Consider the following 17,461-nt stretch of genomic DNA (forward strand, 5'->3'; position numbering starts at 1 on the left):
TTTCTTCAACCTCCAGTGTCCCACGTCCGGGCCCCTGCCACTGCATTCGCAGCTTTCCGTTGGCGGCAGGACCGCGGCGGGCATGGGGCGGCAGGATGCCGGGACTATAGGGTGGCGGCATGGCAATCACCTTCCGAACGATGCGCAACGCCGTGCTGCGGCTGCTCGGGGCCAGTCCCCGCCCGGCCGGCAGCCCTGCAGGTCCCCCACCCGCCGGGGGTGCGGCGGATCTGCACGCGGCCGGCTACCCCTGGGACTTCACCGGCCGGGCGGTTGTCCGGTACGCGCCCAAGCCTGACGGGCGTCCGGATCCCGGCGAAGTGGTGTGGACGTGGGTCCCATATGAGGAGGACTACACGCAGGGCAAGGACCGGCCGGTCCTGATTGTGGGCCGGAGCGGCGCCTTCCTGCTGGCACTGATGCTGACCAGCAGGGACCGCGTTCCTGCCGGCTCCGCTGCCGGGGACTACGTCGATGTGGGTACCGGCGCCTGGGACAGGCAGCGGCGTCCCAGCGAGGCCAGGCTTGACAGGGTCCTCACCATCCGGCCCGAGGCAATCCGCCGTGAAGGTGCGGTGCTGGGCCGGGCGCGGTTCGCCGCGGTGGCCGACGCCTTGCGGAACAGGCACGGCTGGTCATAGCCCGGAAATGGCCATATCCGCTGCTGACCTGCTATTCTTTTTAGCTGTGTGTCCGTGCAGGTCGACGGTCACTGATGGTTGGCCGCCATAGGTATCCCCACGCCGCTCAGTCAAGGCCAGCCTGAAAGCCCTCTAGACCATTTCCGCATTACAAAGAGAGTTCACACGTGGCGAATATCAAGTCCCAGAAGAAGCGCATCCTGACCAACGAGAAGGCTCGCCTGCGGAACAACGCAGTCAAGTCCGAGCTGAAGACTGCCATCCGCGCCGTCAACACCGCCGTTGAGTCCGCTGACAAGGAAGCTGCTACTACTGCGCTCGTTTCTGCCAGCCGCAAGCTGGACAAGGCCGTGAGCAAGGGTGTTCTGCACAAGAACAACGCAGCGAACCGCAAGTCGGCGATCTCCAAGAAGGTCAACGCCCTCTAAGGTTTCCAGTTCCCTGAACTGATGGCTGTGGCCGGCACCCTCGGGTGCCGGCCACATCTTTTTAACCGTAGCCGCAGCAGCCACCGGGTACGCGCCGGATCCCGCTGCCAAGCCCGGGCGCGCGCAGGTGATCCTGTCTGCTAGCGGCCCTGGACCGACATGGATATCACGGTGACTGCGTGCTCCACCGCGTAGACGGGATCACGTGACAGGCCCTTGACCTGGGCGTCGGCTTCCGCAGTGGCCTGGATGGAGCGGACCAGGCCGTCCGGGGTCCAGCGCCGGACGTCACGCTGGGCCTGCTCCACCAGCCATGGCTGCATTCCCAGGTCGGCCGCAATCTGGGCCGGAGAACCCGAGGCTCCTGCCACGCGGGCCACGGTCCTGAGCTTAGCCGCGAGGGCCGCGACCAGGGGAACCGGGTCAGCGCCGGTGGCCAGGGCGTGGCGGAGCGTGGACAGGGCCAGCGGACCGTTGCCCGCCATGGCGGCATCGGCAACCTTGAAGGCGGTCGCCTCGACACGGCCACTGTAGTACCGGTCGACGGTGTCCGCCGTGACCGTGCCGTCGGAATCGGCCACCAGCTGGGAACATGCAGCCGCCAGTTCAGAAAGGTTGGCGCCGACGGCGTTCACCAGCGCAAGGACGGCTTCCTGGTCGATCCTCCGGCTTGCGGCCTTGAACTCGGCGGAGACAAAGGCCATCTTGTCCGCGTCCTTCTTCAGCGGCTGGCAGTCCACCACGGGCCAGCCGCCTTTTTTGATGGCGTCCAGCAGCTTCTTGCCGCGGGTACCGCCGCCATGGCGCAGCACCAGGACGGCGTCGTCCTCCGGGTGGCCGAGGTAGGCCAAAGCGTCGGCCAGGAAGGCGTCGTTCATGGACTCGACGGCCTCAACTTCAATCAGTTTGCTCTCCCCGAACAGGGAAGGGCTGACCTGCATCAGCAGCGTTCCGGCCTCGTAGCCTGCCGCGTTGAGGCGGCTCACCTCAACGTCCGGAGTCGCTTGCCGGACCTGGGCACGGATGCTGTCCATGGCCCTGATGCCGAGGTACTCCTCGGGGCCCGCCACCAGGACGATCGCGGCGGGCGTCACGTTGCGCCAGGCGGCGGGATCCTGCGCCTGCGTGCGGTTTCCGCGCTTTTGCGCAGCAGCCATGGTGGGTTCCTTCCGGAAAAGTTCGTGGAGGCTTTAAGCCTGTCATGCCGGCGCCGAACGTCAAAGCTGTGGTCAATGCCGTCCCGGCCGGCTGAAGGAGCAGGTTGCCGCCGTGTTGCGGCGGCCCTGGTTTCCATCAGGAACAGGCTTCTTTCGATCCGGCCGTGGCATGTGAGAACGAATGCGACCGCCTGCGCCGGCCCCGCCACAGCCTTCACCACGAAAAGGGTCAGTGCGGAGAGCAGCACCATGGTGGCCATGCCCGGTACGCCCTCAGGCCAGGGCAGCGACGACCCCGGCAGGCCCGCAAAGAACCGCGCCGTTGCCGCCACGCCGCCGCTGAAGATCCCCGCTGCCCCCATCAGGGCGGTGGCCAGCCATGGCAGGGCGACCAGCAACGGAACCGCCGCCGTTCCAAGGAGCGTGACGGGTGCCACCAGCGGGGCTGCCACAACATTGGCCACCAATGCGTAGGTGGAGAACTGCGGCTGCAGCAGGATGATGACCGGGCTGCACATCAGCTGGGCTGAGAGGGGCACGGCGACGGCTGCCGAGATCCACCGCGGCACCGCAGCCGGTGTCCAGTCCATGATGCGCCGCCCCACCGTGATGATGCCCAGCGTGGCCAGGACTGAGAGCAGGAAACCGAAGCTGCCGCCAAGCGCGGGGTCCAGGAGAAGCAGCCCGATGACTGCCACGCAGAGGAAGCTCAGGCCGCGGCCGGTCCGCCCTCCGGCTATCGAAGCCACGCCCACGGCACCCATGAGGGCGGCGCGGAGGACGCTGGGGTCCGGCCCCACCAGGACCACAAAGAGCCCCAGCCCCGACAGCGCCGCAGCGGCGGCGGGAGCGCGGGGGAGCCGCAGGCGGCGGCACAACAGCAGCAGTGCGCCCAGGACGAGGCTGCAGTTGGCGCCGCTGACGGCCGTGAGATGGGTCATACCCACGACTTTCATCGCGTTTCCCAGGCCGTCGTCCAGGGCGCTGTTATCACCCGTGACCATGCCTGGCAGGAGTCCGGCTGCATCTCCGGCCAGGAAAGCTGAGCCCTTCACGAATCGTGCCCGAAGGTCGGTTGCTGCGGACTGGAGGGCCGCCGCCCCGGCGTGGCGGTCGGGGCCGGTCGCGGCGGAGAGTCCGCCGGCTTCGGGTCGGCCTGGCTCCGGCGGACGGAGCTTGCCGGCAGCCCGCACGATTTGCCCTTGGACAAGCTGTTCCCACTGCCCTCCCCCTGTCACCACGAGCTGGGCCCTCGTGCGCAGCAGTGCCCCGCCGGTGCTCACCTCACGGGTCCACACCGGCACGGACCAACGCCCGGCCCCTGCGGCGGGGCCGGCCCCTCCCAAGGGCCGTGGGGTTCCGGCAACCTCCAGGACGGCGACCACCGTCTTCCCGGCCTGGATGGCCTCCGCGAGGGGACCTTCGAAGCGCTGGCTTGCCGCTGCCGCGGAATGCGCTGCGGCTGCCACGGCCAGGAGCAGGCCCACAGCAACGGTGGCCGTGAAACGCCTGGCCACCGGCGCGTGCCGGCGGCGGACGGGCCGGCGGAGGGAACGGTGGCGGAGGCCCCTGCCGCGGAGGGAACTGCGGCGGAGGCCCTTGCCGCGGAAGCGCGCGCCGCCTGCCAGAGGCCCGCGAAGGCCCGGGAGGAACAACAGGCACGCGGCCACAACCGTCAACGCGAGGCACAACCCCAGGAGCGGAGCGGGCTCTAGCCACAGTCCGGCTACCGCCGCGGCCCATACCAGGGCGGCAGGCACGGCGAGCCGGACGTCGGTCCTGCGCAGCGGTCCGGTCCTGACCTCCGCAGGACTGGCCTGCCCGGGGGAACCGGATGATTGTTGACTGGCTTGTCCGGAACTGCCAACCCGGCTTCTGCCACCCTTCCCTCGCGCCGCCCCGGCGGCCCACGTCCACGCCCTCCGCGCGGCGCTGCCCCGCACCGCGGGGGCGCCGGCAACGCCGTGGCCCGGCAGCCAGCTCCCGGCGGGCACCCCGTTCCCGGGGGCCCGGCCTGCACTGGTCCGGCTGTCCGGCGGCGCGGCGTGAGCGGCGGACGGGGCCGCGTCCGATGGGGCGGACCGCACCGCGGACTCAACGTACCGGTGCCAGGGACTGGCACGGGGTGGCCGCCGGCGGGGACTCTCCTGGTCCTTGTCCGGTACGTCCATGTCAGACCGTCACCAGCGGCAGGAGGGATTCGAGCATCTTGGGACCCACCCCATCCACCGCGTCAAGGTCCTCGACGGCGGAGAACGGCCCATGTTCGGCCCGCCAGTCAACGATGCGCTGGGCGAGGACCGGGCCAACCTTGGGCAGGGTGTCCAGTTCTTCGACACCGGCTGTGTTGAGGTTGACTTTGGCCTCCTTGCCCGGCAGGGCCTGCCCGGAAGGCACGGCGGTGCCCGGCCGGGCTGCGCCGTCTCCGGTACCAGGGGGCTCGCCATGGCGGGGAACGTGGATCTTTTGCCCGTCCGCGGCTTCCTGGGCCAGGTTCAGGGCGTCCAGGTCGGCGTCGTCAGCCGCGCCGCCGGCCAGCTCAACGGCCTGGTGGACACGGCTGCCCGGCGGAAGTGCCACCACACCGGGAGCCCGAACGGCACCGGACACGTGCACCACCATGGTGTTCCCGGATGGAGCGGGCGTCGCTGCGGCGGACCCACTGGGCTGCGCGGGCGGGGAGCCATCCACTTCCGACGGGCCAGTGTCCCTGCTGATGGTGTCCAACGGCAGGACGTCGGGCCGGCCGGCTGCGGCCTGCCACCAGAAGAGGGCCCCTGCAACGACAGCAAGAACGCCCAACAGCACGGCGGCCCGCATCCCAAGCCGCCAGCGGACGGAAGGGCGCGTTCCGCCCGGGCGGCCTGAATCCGGGTGCAGCGGGGAATCGCCGCCGTATTCGAAGGGCTCTCCCCCGCCTCCGTCCGGCCGGTCGCCGGTCAGCAGGCCGCGGGACGCGTCCCCCAGTGTTGCCTGCAGCCGATCGCGGGCATGGCGGGGCCGCTGGCCTGCTGCTGCAGCATCCCGGCGTGACATTCCTCCACGCTAGGCAGTGTGGGGATCGCGGTAGAAGCCCCGCGCCGGCCTATGTGGACAGCCCGCCGGTAGTGCCCGTTTCCTGGCCGACGATGACTGCCAGGACCCCCAGGCCTGCATGGGCGGCAAGGACTGCCGGCAGGGAGCTGATTTGCGCAGGAGGGCATTCCGGCAATGCAGCGGCCAGCCGGGTGGCCAGGCGATCGGCTTCCTGCGGGTTGCCGAAATGGTGGATGGCCAGGCGCACGCTTCCGCCCGGACGCTTCCGGGCGTCCTCGGCGACGATCTCCTCGAGCCGCGCGACCGCCCTGACGGCCGAGCGGACCTTTTCAAGCGGAACGATCTTGCCGCCGTCGACGGCGAGGATGGGTTTGATGGCCAGCATGGTTCCGAGCAGTGACGCTGCGGCCCCGATCCGTCCGCCGCGGCGCAGCTGCTCCAGGCTGGGCACGTAGAAGTAGACCTTCGTCCCTTCGGCCTGCAGCGCGGCGGCTGTGGCGACGGCGGTCTGCCCGGCTCCCGCGGCAGCGGCTTTGACGGCAGCCTGGACGGCCATGCCTTGGGCCATGCCCACGGTGCGGGAGTCGATCACCTGCACGGGAATGTCCACGCGCCTGGCAGCCAGGCGGGCAGCGTCCACAGTTCCGGACAGGTCGCCGGAAATATGGACGGAGACCACGGATTCGTAGCCATTGCGCTGTGCTGTGCGGTATGCCTGTTCGAACTGCCCCGGAGAGGGGCGCGAGGTCTTGACCTGGGTTCCGGCGGCCAAAGCCAGGGCGATGGTCTCCAGGATGTCGTCCTCGCCCTCGCCGTAAATTTCGGCTCCGACCATGACGGGCATGGGGGTGACGGTCAGCAGCCCGTCGCCGGGCAGCGCTTCAACGTAACGCGCCGGCAGGGCCGCAGCGGAGTCGGTGACGACGGCGGTGCGCAGCTTCTGCGCCTCGCTGCGGCCCGTACCGGGGCGGGGCGCCGGCCGCAGGGCGGACAGCCGGGCGCGGACCCATGGCCAGGGCGCGGCGTTGGTGTCGGGCACGTGGCCTCCCGGGGGTCGGTCCTTGACGCAGAAGCCGGCCGCGGGGAAGTCCCGCGACCGGCTCCTGCTGTTGCTATGCGGCTAGGCCGGAACGATGTTGACCAGTTTAGGGGCACGGACGATCACGGTGCGGATGCCGCGGCCGTCAAGCGCACGCTGGACGTTCTCCGAGGCCAGTGCCAGTTCGCGGAGCTGGTCCTCCGAGATGTCCGGGGAAATTTCCAGCCTGTCACGGACCTTGCCCTGGACCTGGACGACGGCGGTGACGGTGTCCTGCACCAGCAGCGAGGCGTCGTGGGCAGGCCAGCCGGCGTTGGCCACGGACGCCGGGTGGCCCAGCACGTTCCACATGTCTTCGGCCGTGTAGGGCGCGAACAGGCTGAGGATCACGGCCACCGCTTCGGCGGCTTCGCGGACTGCGGGGTCGGCTGCGCCGGCACCGGAGTCGATGGCCTTGCGGGTGGCGTTCACCAGCTCCATCAGCTTCGCCACCACCACGTTGAACTTGTTGGCGTCCAGGAGTTCGGCGGCGTCGGCGATGGTCCGGTGGGTCACGGACCGCAGTGCCCTGTTGCCGGCGCCGGCGTCGGTTCCGGGTGCGCTGGTCACGTCCTGTGCCAGGCGCCAGGCGCGGGCCAGGAACTTGGCGGATCCGGACGGGGAGACATCGGCCCAGTCAACGTCGTCCTCGGGCGGGGAGGCAAAGACCATGGTCAGGCGGACGGCATCCACACCGTACTTGTCCAGCTGTTCGCCGAGGTCCACGCCGTTGCCCAGTGACTTGCTCATGGCCTTGCCGCCGTTGAGCACCTGCCCTTGGTTGAGCAGGGCGCTGAACGGCTCGGTGGCGTCGATCATGCCGAGGTCGTGGATGACCTTGGTGAAGAAGCGGGCGTACAGCAGGTGCAGGATGGCGTGCTCGACGCCGCCCACGTACTGACCCACCGGCATCCAGTTGTTGATCTTCTCGGGATCGAACGGGCCTTCGGTGTACTGGGGCGAGACGAACCGGAGGAAATACCAGGACGAGTCGACGAAGGTGTCCATGGTGTCTGTGTCCCGCTTGGCAGGTCCGTGGCAGCTGGGGCATTCCACGTTGACCCATGCTTCGGCAGCAGCCAGCGGGGACGTGCCCTTGGGGGCCAGGTCTTCACCGCGCAGGTTGGACGGCAGGGTCACCGGAAGCTGCTCGTCGGGAACAGGGACCTCGCCGCAGGACGGGCAGTGGATGATCGGGATGGGCGTGCCCCAGAAACGCTGGCGGCTCAGCAGCCAGTCCCGGAGGCGGAAGTTGACGAATTTTTCGCCCGTTCCCTGGCGTTCCAGGATGGCGATGGCGGCGGGAATGGCCTCGGCCTTGGGCAGCCCGTCCAGTTCGCCCGAATTGATCAGGGTCCCCTCCCCCGCGGTCGCGGTGCCGGACACTGCGGGGTCTTCCTCGCCGGTGTCCAGGACGGCGCGGACCGGCAGGTCGAACGTGCGGGCGAAGTCGAGGTCGCGCTGGTCGTGCGCGGGGACCGCCATGATGGCGCCGGTGCCGTAGTCGGCGAGGACGTAGTCGGCGGCCCAGACGGGCAGCTTCTCGCCGTTAAGCGGGTTGACGGCGTAGCGGCCGGTGAAGACGCCGGTCTTTTCCCGTTCGGTGGACTGGCGTTCGATCTCGGAGAGTGCCTTGACCTTTTCGCGGTATTCGTCCAGCGCAGCGGCGTGTTCGTCCGTGACGAGCTCGACGGCGAGGGGCGCGTCGGCGGCGACGACGAAGAAGGTGGCCCCGTACAGCGTGTCGGGGCGGGTGGTGAACACCGTGACGTCCTTGGCGGGCTTGCCGGCGTCGGCCTCGACCACGAAGTTCACGTGGGCACCTTCGGACCGGCCGATCCAGTTCTTCTGCATCGCCAGGACGCGTTCGGGCCAGTGGCCGCGCAGCTGTTCCATGTCATCGAGCAGCCGGTCGGCGTAGTCGGTGATCTTGAAGTACCACTGGTTGAGGGACTTCTTGGTGACCGTGGTGCCGCAGCGTTCGCAGGCACCGTTGACCACCTGTTCGTTGGCCAGGACCGTCTGGTCTTTGGGGCACCAGTTGACGGGTGAGTTCTTCCGGTAGGCCAGTCCGCGCTCGTAGAAGCGTTTGAAGAGCCACTGGGTCCAGCGGTAGTACCCGGGGTCGGAGGTGTGCAGCCTGCGGGACCAGTCGGCGGAGATGGCGTAGCGCTTGAACGACGCCGCCTGGGTATCGATGTTCGCGTAGGTCCACTCGCTGGGGTGGGCGTTGCGCTTGATGGCGGCGTTCTCCGCCGGCAGGCCGAAGGAGTCCCAGCCGATCGGGTGAAGGACATCGAAACCCTGCTGGCGCAGGTAGCGGGCCACGACGTCGCCCATGGCGAAGGCTTCGGCGTGGCCCATGTGCAGGTCGCCGGACGGGTAGGGGAACATGTCCAGCACGTAGCGGCGTTCCCGCGATCCGTCGTCGACAGGGGTGAAGACCTTGAGGTCCTCCCACACCTGCGGCCACTTGGCCTCCATCGCGGTAAAGCTGTACGTACCCTCCGCGGGTACTTCCGTTGCTGCTGCTCCGGTCTCTGTCTCCGGCTGAACGCCCACTGCTGCCCTCTTCTGTTCTGCTACGGCATCTGTGCTGCCCTATAGGCCTGATCCCCTGCTGCCGGCCCGGTTTGCTCCCGGACACACAAAAGCCCCTCGCCAAGGGAGGGGCTGCCGCTCAGCTATCCACGTGATGGATAACCGGCGGCTAACTAAGCAGAAGGATCGCACGCATAGATCTACCTTAGCGCAAGTCCACACCCCTCAGCGTAAGTCGCATACGAGCGGCTGAGGGGTGTGACGATTAAGTTGATGGCAGCCGCACCTCGCCCGGGTGTGGTGGGCACCGCGAAGCGGGCGGGGCAGGTGCGGCTGCCATCAACGATGGGTCACACTAGCGAACGTCCTCGTCGACCCAGTCCATGGACTTGGTGACGGCCTTCCGCCAGAGCCGCATCTGGCGGTCCTGTTCGGCTTGGTCGAGCTGCGGTTCCCAGCGCTTGTCTTCGGACCAGTTGGCGGAAAGCTCGCCGAGGTCCTTCCAGAAGCCGACGGCGAGGCCGGCGGCGTAGGCCGCTCCCAGCGCCGTGGTCTCAATGACCTTGGGCCGGATCACGGGGACGCCCAGGATGTCTGCCTGGAACTGCATGAGAGCGTCGTTGGCCACCATGCCGCCGTCGACCTTCAGCTCGGACAGCGGAACACCGGAGTCCGCGTTGACGGCGTCCAGCACCTCGCGGGTCTGGAACGCCGTCGCTTCCAGCGCGGCCCGCGCGATGTGGTTCTTGTTGACGAACCTGGTCAGGCCGACGATGGCGCCGCGGGCGTCGGAGCGCCAGTAGGGGGCGAACAGCCCGGAGAACGCCGGCACGATGTAGACGCCGCCGTTGTCCTTGACTGATGCGGCCAGCGTTTCGACTTCCGGTGCGCTGCTGATCATGCCCAGGTTGTCGCGCAGCCACTGGATGAGCGAGCCGGTGACGGCGATGGAACCTTCCAGGGCGTAGTGCGGGGCGGCGTCGCCCAGCTTGTAGCCCACCGTGGTCAGGAGCCCGTTCTTCGAGTGGACGATTTCCTCGCCGGTGTTGAAGATCAGGAAGCAGCCGGTGCCGTAGGTGTTTTTCGCCTCGCCGGTGTCGAACGCCGCCTGCCCGAAGGTTGCCGCCTGCTGGTCGCCGAGAATGCCGGCCACCGGGGTTTCGCGGAGCAGCTGGGAGGTGTGCACCGTCCCGTACACCTCGGAGGACGATTTGATCTCCGGCATCATGCTGCGCGGCACGCCGAAGATGCCGAGGATTTCGTCGTCCCACTGCAGGGTTTCGAGGTCCATGAACAGCGTCCTGGAGGCGTTGGTGACGTCGGTGACGTGGACGCCGCCGTCCACGCCGCCGGTCAGGTTCCACAGCACCCAGGCGTCCGTGTTGCCGAACACCAGGTCACCGGCTTCCGCTTTCTCCCGGGCGCCGTCGACGTTGTCCAGGATCCATTTGATCTTCGTGCCGGAGAAGTAGGTGGCCAGGGGTAGGCCCACCTTTTGCTTGAACCGGTCTCCGCCGCCGTCCTTGGCCAGTTCATCGACGATGTCCTGGGTCCGGGTGTCCTGCCAGACGATGGCGTTGTAGACGGGCTCGCCGGTGGTCTTGTCCCACACGACCGCGGTTTCGCGCTGGTTGGTGATGCCGACGGCGGCAATGTCGTGCCGCGTCAGGTTCGCCTTGGACAGGGCGGAGGCGATGACTTCGCGGGTGTTGTTCCAGATCTCCGCGGCGTTGTGCTCCACCCAGCCTGCCTTGGGGAAGATCTGCTCGTGTTCCATCTGCCCGGAGGAGACAATGGCGCCGCTGTGGTCAAAGATGATGGCGCGCGTACTGGTGGTGCCCTGGTCGATGGCGATTACGTACTGGTTCATTGTGACGTCCTTGTCTGGTTGGTGGGTTGTGGAGGGAGGTTCAGGCTGCGGCGGTGATGATGATGGGGGCGATCTTGGCTACGATGCCGCCAAGGGCGCCGCCGACCAGTGGGCCAACCACCGGGATCCATGAGTAGCCCCAGTCGCTGGAACCCTTGCCTTTGATGGGCAGCAGGGCGTGGGCGATGCGGGGCCCGAGGTCACGGGCCGGGTTGATGGCGTAGCCCGTGGGACCGCCCAGTGAAACGCCGATGCCGACGACGAGGAGGGCAACGGCCAGCGGCCCGAGGCCGGAGGGGGTTCCGCCGAAGGTCAGGATGACGAAGACGAGCACGAAGGTGCCGATGATTTCGGTGACCAGGTTCCAGGGGGTGGAGCGGATGGCGGGACCGGTGGAGAAGACGCCGAGCTTGCTCGCGGCGGCTTCTTCGCTGTCGAAGTGCTGCTTGTAGGCCAGCCAGCAGACCACGGCACCGACGAAGGCACCGACCATTTCACCGGCGAAGTAGGTCAGCGTGGAAGCCACGTCCACGGGTACGTCGGGCGCGTACTCGGCCTTGCCGTTGACCAGCAGACCGAGGGTAACGGCAGGGTTCAGGTGTGCGCCGGATTTGGCGGCGACGAAGACACCCGCGAAGACAGCGATACCCCATCCCCAGGTGACCATGAGGAATCCGCCGCTGTTGCCTTTCGTTGCCCGCAGGGCCACGTTGGCAACGACGCCGCAGCCCAGCAGGGTCAGCATCGCTGTTCCGAACACTTCGGATAAGAAAACAATTCCAAGAGACATCTTTGACTCCTCTGTATTTTGTTGTTGGCCCTTCGCGGGTGAAGGGCCGTGAAGCCGGGGCGGGGTTTCCGCCCCGGCAGGCAGCCCGGCCTAGGCGACCAGGCTGTGCGTTTCCACCCTGTGCAGGCGTTCCAGGACCTCCTGCGCATGGCGTATTTCGGCGCTGCGGGCAGCGGCGTCCCAGTGCAGCGGGACGGCGAGGATTTCAGCGACTTCGTTCAACAGTTCGCCGGTAACCAGTCCGCGGAACGCCAGCGAGGTGCGGCGGATGAGGACATCCACTAGGTGGCCCACCTGTTCGTTGGCCGCCATGAACTCCAGTTCGCGGACGCTGAGCTCGCGGGTGGAGCGCAGCGGCCGGTCCTGTCCGGCGTCGAGGTACTTGATCACCGCTTCGGCGCGGGTGCCGTACCGGGTCAGGAGGCCGGCGGTGCGGTCGGCGTCCCTGCCCGCCCCCATGTGGGCTTTGATCCACTGCTGGATGCCGGCTTCGTCCGCGGGGAAGCCGGCGCCGCCGCCAATGGGCAGTTGGGCGGTGGATACCTTGCGGGCCTGTCCGGTTTCGGCCAGGACGTCGTTGGTGAGGTGTTCGGCCAGGGCGCGGAACGTGGTCCACTTGCCGCCCACCAGGCTGAGGACGACGGCGCCGCCGTCCCCGGGTGCCGGGCGCCGGCTTTCGATGCGGTAGTCGCGGGAAACGAAGCCGGGCTGGGTGGCGTCGTGCCGGGGCAGGGGCCGCACACCGGAGAAGGTGTAGACGATCTGGTCCCGGTTGACGGCGATGTTGGGGAAGACGTGGCCGACCAGGTCGAAGAAGTAGGCGATTTCCTCGTCGGTGCAGACGGCGTCCCTGGACATGTCGGCATCGACGTCGGTGGTGCCGACCAGCACGCGGTCCCCCATCGGGTAGATGAGGACAATCCGGCCGTCCGTGTGCTCGAAGAAGATCTCCCGGCCGCGGCAGGCAGCGAGCAGTTCCGGGTGGTCCAGGACGATGTGCGATCCCTTGGTGCCGCCCATGAACGACGACGCCGTGCCCATGGCCTCGTTGGTGAGGTCCACCCAGGCCCCCGTGGTGTTGACGATGACGTCGGCGGTGAAGTCGAACTCCTCGCCGGTCAGCTCATCGCGCAGGCGCACGGTTGCGCCCTTTCCGGTGCCCGGGTTGGGCCGGTTGTCCAGGGACTGCAGGGACACGTAGTTGCTGGCCCGTGCGGTGCTTCCCTGGCCGGCAGCGACCGCGCTGTTTGACCGGCCCGCCTTCTCCCCGTCCTGCAGGACGTCGAGGGTGAGGCGTTCGGGGTTGTGCACGGAGGCGTCAAAATAGGTGGCCGCGTATTTGACGTCGGGACGGAGATCGGGCAGCTCGGCCAGCGCACGGTCCCGGCCGCGGAACTGGTGGCGCGGAACCGTTCCGCCGTCGCGGGAGAAGGAATCGTAGAGGCTCAGTCCCAGTTTGATGAGGAAAGCGCCGCGCTCCTTGGGCTTGCCCTGCTGCTTGTGGGTCAGGAACCGCAGCGGCGCGGAGAGGATGCCGGAGAAGGTGCTGAAGATGGGGATGGTGGTTTGCAGCGGCTTGACGTAGTGCGGCGCGATCTTGAGCAGCCGGTTGCGTTCCACCACCGATTCGCGGACCAGGCGGAACTCGCCGTTTTCGAGGTAGCGGATGCCTCCGTGGATCATGTGCGAGGAGGCGCCGCTGGCTCCCTGGCAGTAGTCGCCGCGTTCCACCAGGGCAACATCGACACCCTGCAGCGCAAGGTCACGGAAGGTGCCGACGCCGTTGATGCCACCTCCCACCACCAGCACTTTCGCGTGCGGACGGAGCCGCAGGTGGTGGACGGAACTGCGCTCCGTACCTGGCCGGGGCGTGGTGGCTGATGGCTGGACAGTTGGATCCTTGGGTCCCAAAACGACTCCCTGGGGCTTGCGTGCATGGTCCGGCCGCACCGTGGGATGCGGGGCCGTTATCCACCATTGTTTGGAATAATGGAAAATGGAGTCAAGCACTATGCACAAACGTGCAGAACGGATCGATATTGGCTCCTTCACGGCACGCAGACGCCCTCCGCGCTGCACAAATGTATTACCTGCAGGACCTCACCATGGACGCCATCGCCCGCGAACTGCGGACGTCCCGGTCCACGGTTTCCCGGCTTCTCTCTGCCGCCAGGGAATCAGGCCTGGTGCAGGTCCAGATCCGCAATCCGTTGGACACAGGCCCTGAACTTGAGGGCATGATCCGATTCCGGTACGGCGTGGACGTCCATGTGGTCCCGGTGCTGGAAACACTGAACGAAGCAGAGACCCTGGACCGCGTGGCCATGCAGGCTGCCCGGACCATCGGGCCCCTGGTGGATTCGAATGCCATCATCGGGGTGGCCTGGGGCTCCACCCTGAGCGCCGTCAGCCGGCACCTCACCAGGAAGATCACCCATGACAGTGTGGTGGTGCAGCTGAACGGCGCCGGAAACATGCACACCACCGGCATTACGTATGCCAGTGACATCATGCGCCGGTTCGGCAGCGCCTACGGCGCCCGCGTGGAACAGTTTCCCGTGCCCGCGTTCTTCGACCACGCAGCCACCAAGACGGCCATGTGGAACGAACGGAGCGTGCAGCGCATCCTGGAACTCCAGGCGAAGATGAGCATCGCCATCTTCGGTGTGGGATCCGTCAATGCGGACTATCCCAGCCATGTCTACGCCGGCGGCTACCTGGACGAGGACGACCTCAACACGCTGGCGAACTCCGACGTGGTGGGCGATGTTGCCACCGTGTTCTTCCGCGGGGACGGCTCTTCCGACGGCATCACGCTGAACGAGCGCTCCACCGGGCCTGCACTGGCCCAGCTGCGGGAGGTGCGGCGGAGGATCTGTGTGGTGTCCGGCGTCTCCAAGATCAACGGGCTGCGCGGTGCGCTCGCCGCCAGCCTCGCCACCGACCTGATCCTGGATGAGGCCACCGCGCGCCGCCTGGTGGATTTCGAAGGCCTCGCCTCCCGCAATGGGTAGAGTCGGGGATATGAAGACCTCACCGCGGCTGAGCCTGAACAACGGCGTGCTGATCGACCAGCTTGGCTACGGGCTGTACAAGGTTCCGCCTTCCGACGCTGCCGGCCTGGTGCAGGCAGCAATCGCCGCCGGCTACCGGCACTTCGATACTGCAGCCATGTATGGGAATGAAACCGGCGTGGCCCGCGGCATCAGCGCGTACATCGGATCCGGCTCCTCGCCGGCGGCTGCCGGCGGCTCCGGCGAGTTCGCCCCGCCGCTGTCCCGGCAGGACATTTTTGTCACCACGAAGCTGTGGAACGACCACCACGGCTACGACGCCGCGCTGCGTGCCTTCGACGATTCCATGGTCAGCCTCGGCCTGGACTACGTGGACCTTTACCTGATCCATTGGCCCTGCCCGCGGAAGGGGCTCTTTCCCGAAACCTACCGTGCCCTCGAAACCCTCTACCGAGAAGGCCGGGTCCGCGCCATCGGCGTCAGCAACTTCCAGCCGGCCCACCTGGACCGGCTGCTGCAGACGGCCGAAGTAGTGCCCGCCGTCAACCAGGTTGAACTGCATCCGTGGCTGCAGCAGCACGAGCTCCAGCGGAAGCATACGGAACTGGGAATCCGCACCGAAGCGTGGAGCCCGCTGGGGCGCGGCCAGGTGCTGGCGGACCCGGTGGTCCAGGCGTGCGCTGCAGAACACCGGCGGACCCCTGCCCAGATCATCCTGCGCTGGCACATGCAGCTGGGCAATATTGCCATCCCCAAGGCCAGCACGGAGGCGCGGATCAGGGAGAACCTCGACGTCTTCGGTTTCGAGCTCTCTCCCCGCGACATGGAAGCCATGGCCGGGCTGGACCGTGGCCACCGCACCGGTTCGCACCCGGACAACGTCAACTAGGATTCCGGATGAAAACAACCAACGCCGGCTCCCCCGGCGCGCCCGCCTTTGTCAGCGCGGACCTGGCCGCCCGCAGCAGCGCGGCAACGCTTACCCTGGACGGCGGCACCGTGGCTTACTGGACGTATGAGCCGGTCCGGGCGACGCCTGACACCCGGACCATCCTCGTCATCCACGGCTTCCGCGGGGACCACCACGGCCTGCTGCGCGTGGCGGACCAGCTTCCCGAGATGCGGATCATCATGCCGGACCTGCCCGGCTTCGGCAGTTCGGCAGCGTTCGCTGCCGGCCCGCACTCGGTGGAGCGCTACGGGGCCTTCATCAGCGCGTTCATGCATGCCCTGGACCTCGGCCCGGACACCGTGCTGCTGGGGCACTCGTTCGGGTCCATCGTCGCCGCCCACTTTGTTGCCCGCCACCGGTCGGCCGTGCACCCGCTCGTCCTGGTCAATCCCATCGCCGCGCCCGCCCTCGAAGGGCCCAAGGGCCTGATGACGCGGCTGGCGGTCCTGTACTACCGCCTGGCCGCTCAGCTTCCGGACCGCGCCGGCCAGGCCTTGCTCCGCAACCCCCTGATTGTCCGGGTCATGAGCGAAACCATGGCCAAGACGAGGGACCGGGAACTGCGGGCCTTCATCCACGGCCAGCACCACGCTTACTTCAGTTCGTTCGCCGACAGGGACAGCCTGCTCGAATCGTTCACCGCTTCCGTCAGCCACCATGTCAGTGAAGTGGCGGGACAGTTGGACCTTCCCGTCCTGCTGGTCGCCGGCGAAAAGGACGAAATCGCCACCCTCGCCGACCAGCACAAGCTCGTGCGGCTCCTGCCGGACGGCGAACTCAAGGTGATTCCCGGCGCCGGGCACCTGATCCACTACGAGACGCCGGAACCTGCCGCCCGCCATATCCGCACCTTCCTGAAGGACCATCCCGCGTGAAGATCGTCATTGACGCCCGGTTCACCCGCACCGACCACCATGACGGGATCAGCCGCTACGGCGCGAGCCTCATTGCGGCGACGTCGAAAATCGCCGACGTCAGCATGCTGATCTCGGACAAGCGGCAACTTGCGCTCCTGCCGGACGTGCCCTACACGATGGTCAACAGCCCCCTGTCACCACTGGAGCTGCTGGTGGCGCGCAAGGTCAACGCCTTGGGGGCAGACGTGGTGGTGTGCCCCATGCAGACCATGGGGACCTGGGGCCGCAAGTACGGCCTCGTCCTGACCCTCCACGACCTGATCTACTACGAGCACCCGGAACCGCCAGGTTTCCTGCCAGCCCCGGTCCGCCTGCTGTGGCGGCTTTACCACAAGGCGTACTGGCCGCAGCGGCTGCTGCTCAACCGCGCCGACACGGTGGCCACCATCAGCCGCACCACCGAAGCCCTGATCGCCAAGTACCGGCTGACACGGCGGCCCGTCCGCATCATCGGAAACGCCCCGAAACCGGCGCAGGAACCGCGCCGGGCCGGGGACGGGGCTGACCCTTCCATCGTGTACATGGGTTCCTTCATGCCGTACAAGAACGTCGAGACCATGCTCGCCGGCATGGCTGACCTGCCCGGTTTCACCCTCCACCTGTTGAGCCGGATCACGCCGCAGCGCAGGGCCGAACTGGAGCGGCTGGTCCCCCAGGGTGCGTCAGTGGTGTTCCACAACGGGGTGACCGATGAGGAATACGATGCGCTCCTCCGCCGGGCCACGGCGCTGGTAAGCCTTTCCCGCGCCGAGGGATACGGCCTGCCCCTCGTCGAAGCCATGTCCGTGGGCACGCCGGTGGTGGCCAGCGACATTCCGATCTTCCGCGAGGTGGGCGGGGATGCCGCCACCTACGTGGATCCGGCGTCTCCCAGGGAGTTTTCCGAGGCCGTGTCCCGGCTCCAGGACCAAGACCGGTGGCAGGACACCTCCCGGCGTTCGGTTTCCCGGGCCGCGGAGTTCACCTGGGATGAGTCAGCACGCCAACTGGTGGAAGTGGCCCACGGAATCATGGCCCGCCGGGGACGCCGCTAGCCC

General features: G+C 67.7%; 14 protein-coding genes. 6 read left to right on the forward strand and 8 right to left on the reverse strand.

Features of this window, described 5'->3' with window-relative positions:
* Positions 1–119: 119 nt before the first annotated feature.
* Both AS031_RS06935 and rpsT read left to right on the forward strand, forming a co-directional pair.
* Entirely contained in the window at positions 120–641 is a 522-nt protein-coding gene (locus tag AS031_RS06935; RefSeq protein WP_058267388.1) for a type II toxin-antitoxin system PemK/MazF family toxin, read from the forward strand.
* A 167-nt stretch (positions 642–808) separates the two neighbouring features.
* A complete protein-coding gene (gene rpsT, locus AS031_RS06940) occupies positions 809–1,069 on the forward strand; it encodes a 30S ribosomal protein S20 (protein ID WP_018761400.1) in 261 nt (86 codons plus the stop codon).
* 140 nt (positions 1,070–1,209) lie between these two features.
* On the opposite strand, the gene holA is transcribed toward rpsT, so the two are convergent.
* The 8 genes from holA to AS031_RS06980 all read right to left on the reverse strand — a co-directional run bounded on the left by holA (position 1,210) and on the right by AS031_RS06980 (position 13,452).
* Positions 1,210–2,226, reverse strand: coding sequence for a DNA polymerase III subunit delta (holA, locus tag AS031_RS06945; RefSeq protein ID WP_058267389.1), 1,017 nt, complete (start codon positions 2,224–2,226; stop codon positions 1,210–1,212).
* Positions 2,160–3,743, reverse strand: a complete 1,584-nt coding sequence (locus AS031_RS06950; RefSeq protein WP_228379577.1) for a ComEC/Rec2 family competence protein — start codon at positions 3,741–3,743, stop codon at positions 2,160–2,162. The genes holA and AS031_RS06950 overlap by 67 nt, the downstream gene beginning before the upstream one ends.
* A 655-nt stretch (positions 3,744–4,398) precedes the next feature.
* On the reverse strand, positions 4,399–5,262 hold the full coding sequence (locus tag AS031_RS06955; protein ID WP_058267391.1) for a ComEA family DNA-binding protein: 864 nt from the start codon (positions 5,260–5,262) through the stop codon (positions 4,399–4,401).
* 49 nt (positions 5,263–5,311) lie between these two features.
* Positions 5,312–6,301, reverse strand: a complete 990-nt coding sequence (locus AS031_RS06960; RefSeq protein ID WP_058267392.1) for a DegV family protein — start codon at positions 6,299–6,301, stop codon at positions 5,312–5,314.
* Positions 6,302–6,382: 81 nt separating this feature from the next.
* Positions 6,383–8,902, reverse strand: a complete 2,520-nt coding sequence (gene leuS, locus AS031_RS06965) for a leucine--tRNA ligase (RefSeq protein WP_058267393.1) — start codon at positions 8,900–8,902, stop codon at positions 6,383–6,385.
* Between the two features lie 334 nt (positions 8,903–9,236).
* Positions 9,237–10,751 carry a glycerol kinase GlpK gene (glpK, locus tag AS031_RS06970; protein ID WP_058267394.1) on the reverse strand — a complete coding sequence of 505 codons (1,515 nt, stop codon included), beginning with the start codon at positions 10,749–10,751 and terminating at the stop codon, positions 9,237–9,239.
* A gap of 40 nt (positions 10,752–10,791) precedes the next feature.
* Positions 10,792–11,541, reverse strand: a complete 750-nt coding sequence (locus AS031_RS06975) for an MIP/aquaporin family protein (RefSeq protein WP_058267395.1) — start codon at positions 11,539–11,541, stop codon at positions 10,792–10,794.
* Positions 11,542–11,631: 90 nt separating this feature from the next.
* Positions 11,632–13,452, reverse strand: coding sequence for a glycerol-3-phosphate dehydrogenase/oxidase (locus AS031_RS06980; RefSeq protein WP_058267396.1), 1,821 nt, complete (start codon positions 13,450–13,452; stop codon positions 11,632–11,634).
* A 128-nt stretch (positions 13,453–13,580) separates the two neighbouring features.
* On the opposite strand from AS031_RS06980, the gene AS031_RS06985 reads away from it, so the two are divergent.
* The 4 genes from AS031_RS06985 to AS031_RS07000 are packed head-to-tail and all read left to right on the forward strand — an operon-like array spanning position 13,581 to position 17,458.
* Positions 13,581–14,555: a sugar-binding transcriptional regulator gene (locus AS031_RS06985; RefSeq protein WP_058267397.1), complete on the forward strand. Its 975-nt coding sequence runs from the start codon at positions 13,581–13,583 to the stop codon at positions 14,553–14,555.
* Between the two features lie 10 nt (positions 14,556–14,565).
* Positions 14,566–15,444 carry an aldo/keto reductase gene (locus tag AS031_RS06990; RefSeq protein ID WP_058267398.1) on the forward strand — a complete coding sequence of 293 codons (879 nt, stop codon included), beginning with the start codon at positions 14,566–14,568 and terminating at the stop codon, positions 15,442–15,444.
* Between the two features lie 8 nt (positions 15,445–15,452).
* Positions 15,453–16,382 carry an alpha/beta fold hydrolase gene (locus AS031_RS06995; protein ID WP_058267399.1) on the forward strand — a complete coding sequence of 310 codons (930 nt, stop codon included), beginning with the start codon at positions 15,453–15,455 and terminating at the stop codon, positions 16,380–16,382.
* Entirely contained in the window at positions 16,379–17,458 is a 1,080-nt protein-coding gene (locus tag AS031_RS07000) for a glycosyltransferase family 4 protein (protein WP_058267400.1), read from the forward strand. The genes AS031_RS06995 and AS031_RS07000 overlap by 4 nt, the downstream gene beginning before the upstream one ends.
* Positions 17,459–17,461: the final 3 nt, after the last annotated feature.

Origin of the sequence: Pseudarthrobacter enclensis (assembly GCF_001457025.1) — a bacterium.
GTDB lineage: Bacteria > Actinomycetota > Actinomycetes > Actinomycetales > Micrococcaceae > Arthrobacter > Arthrobacter enclensis.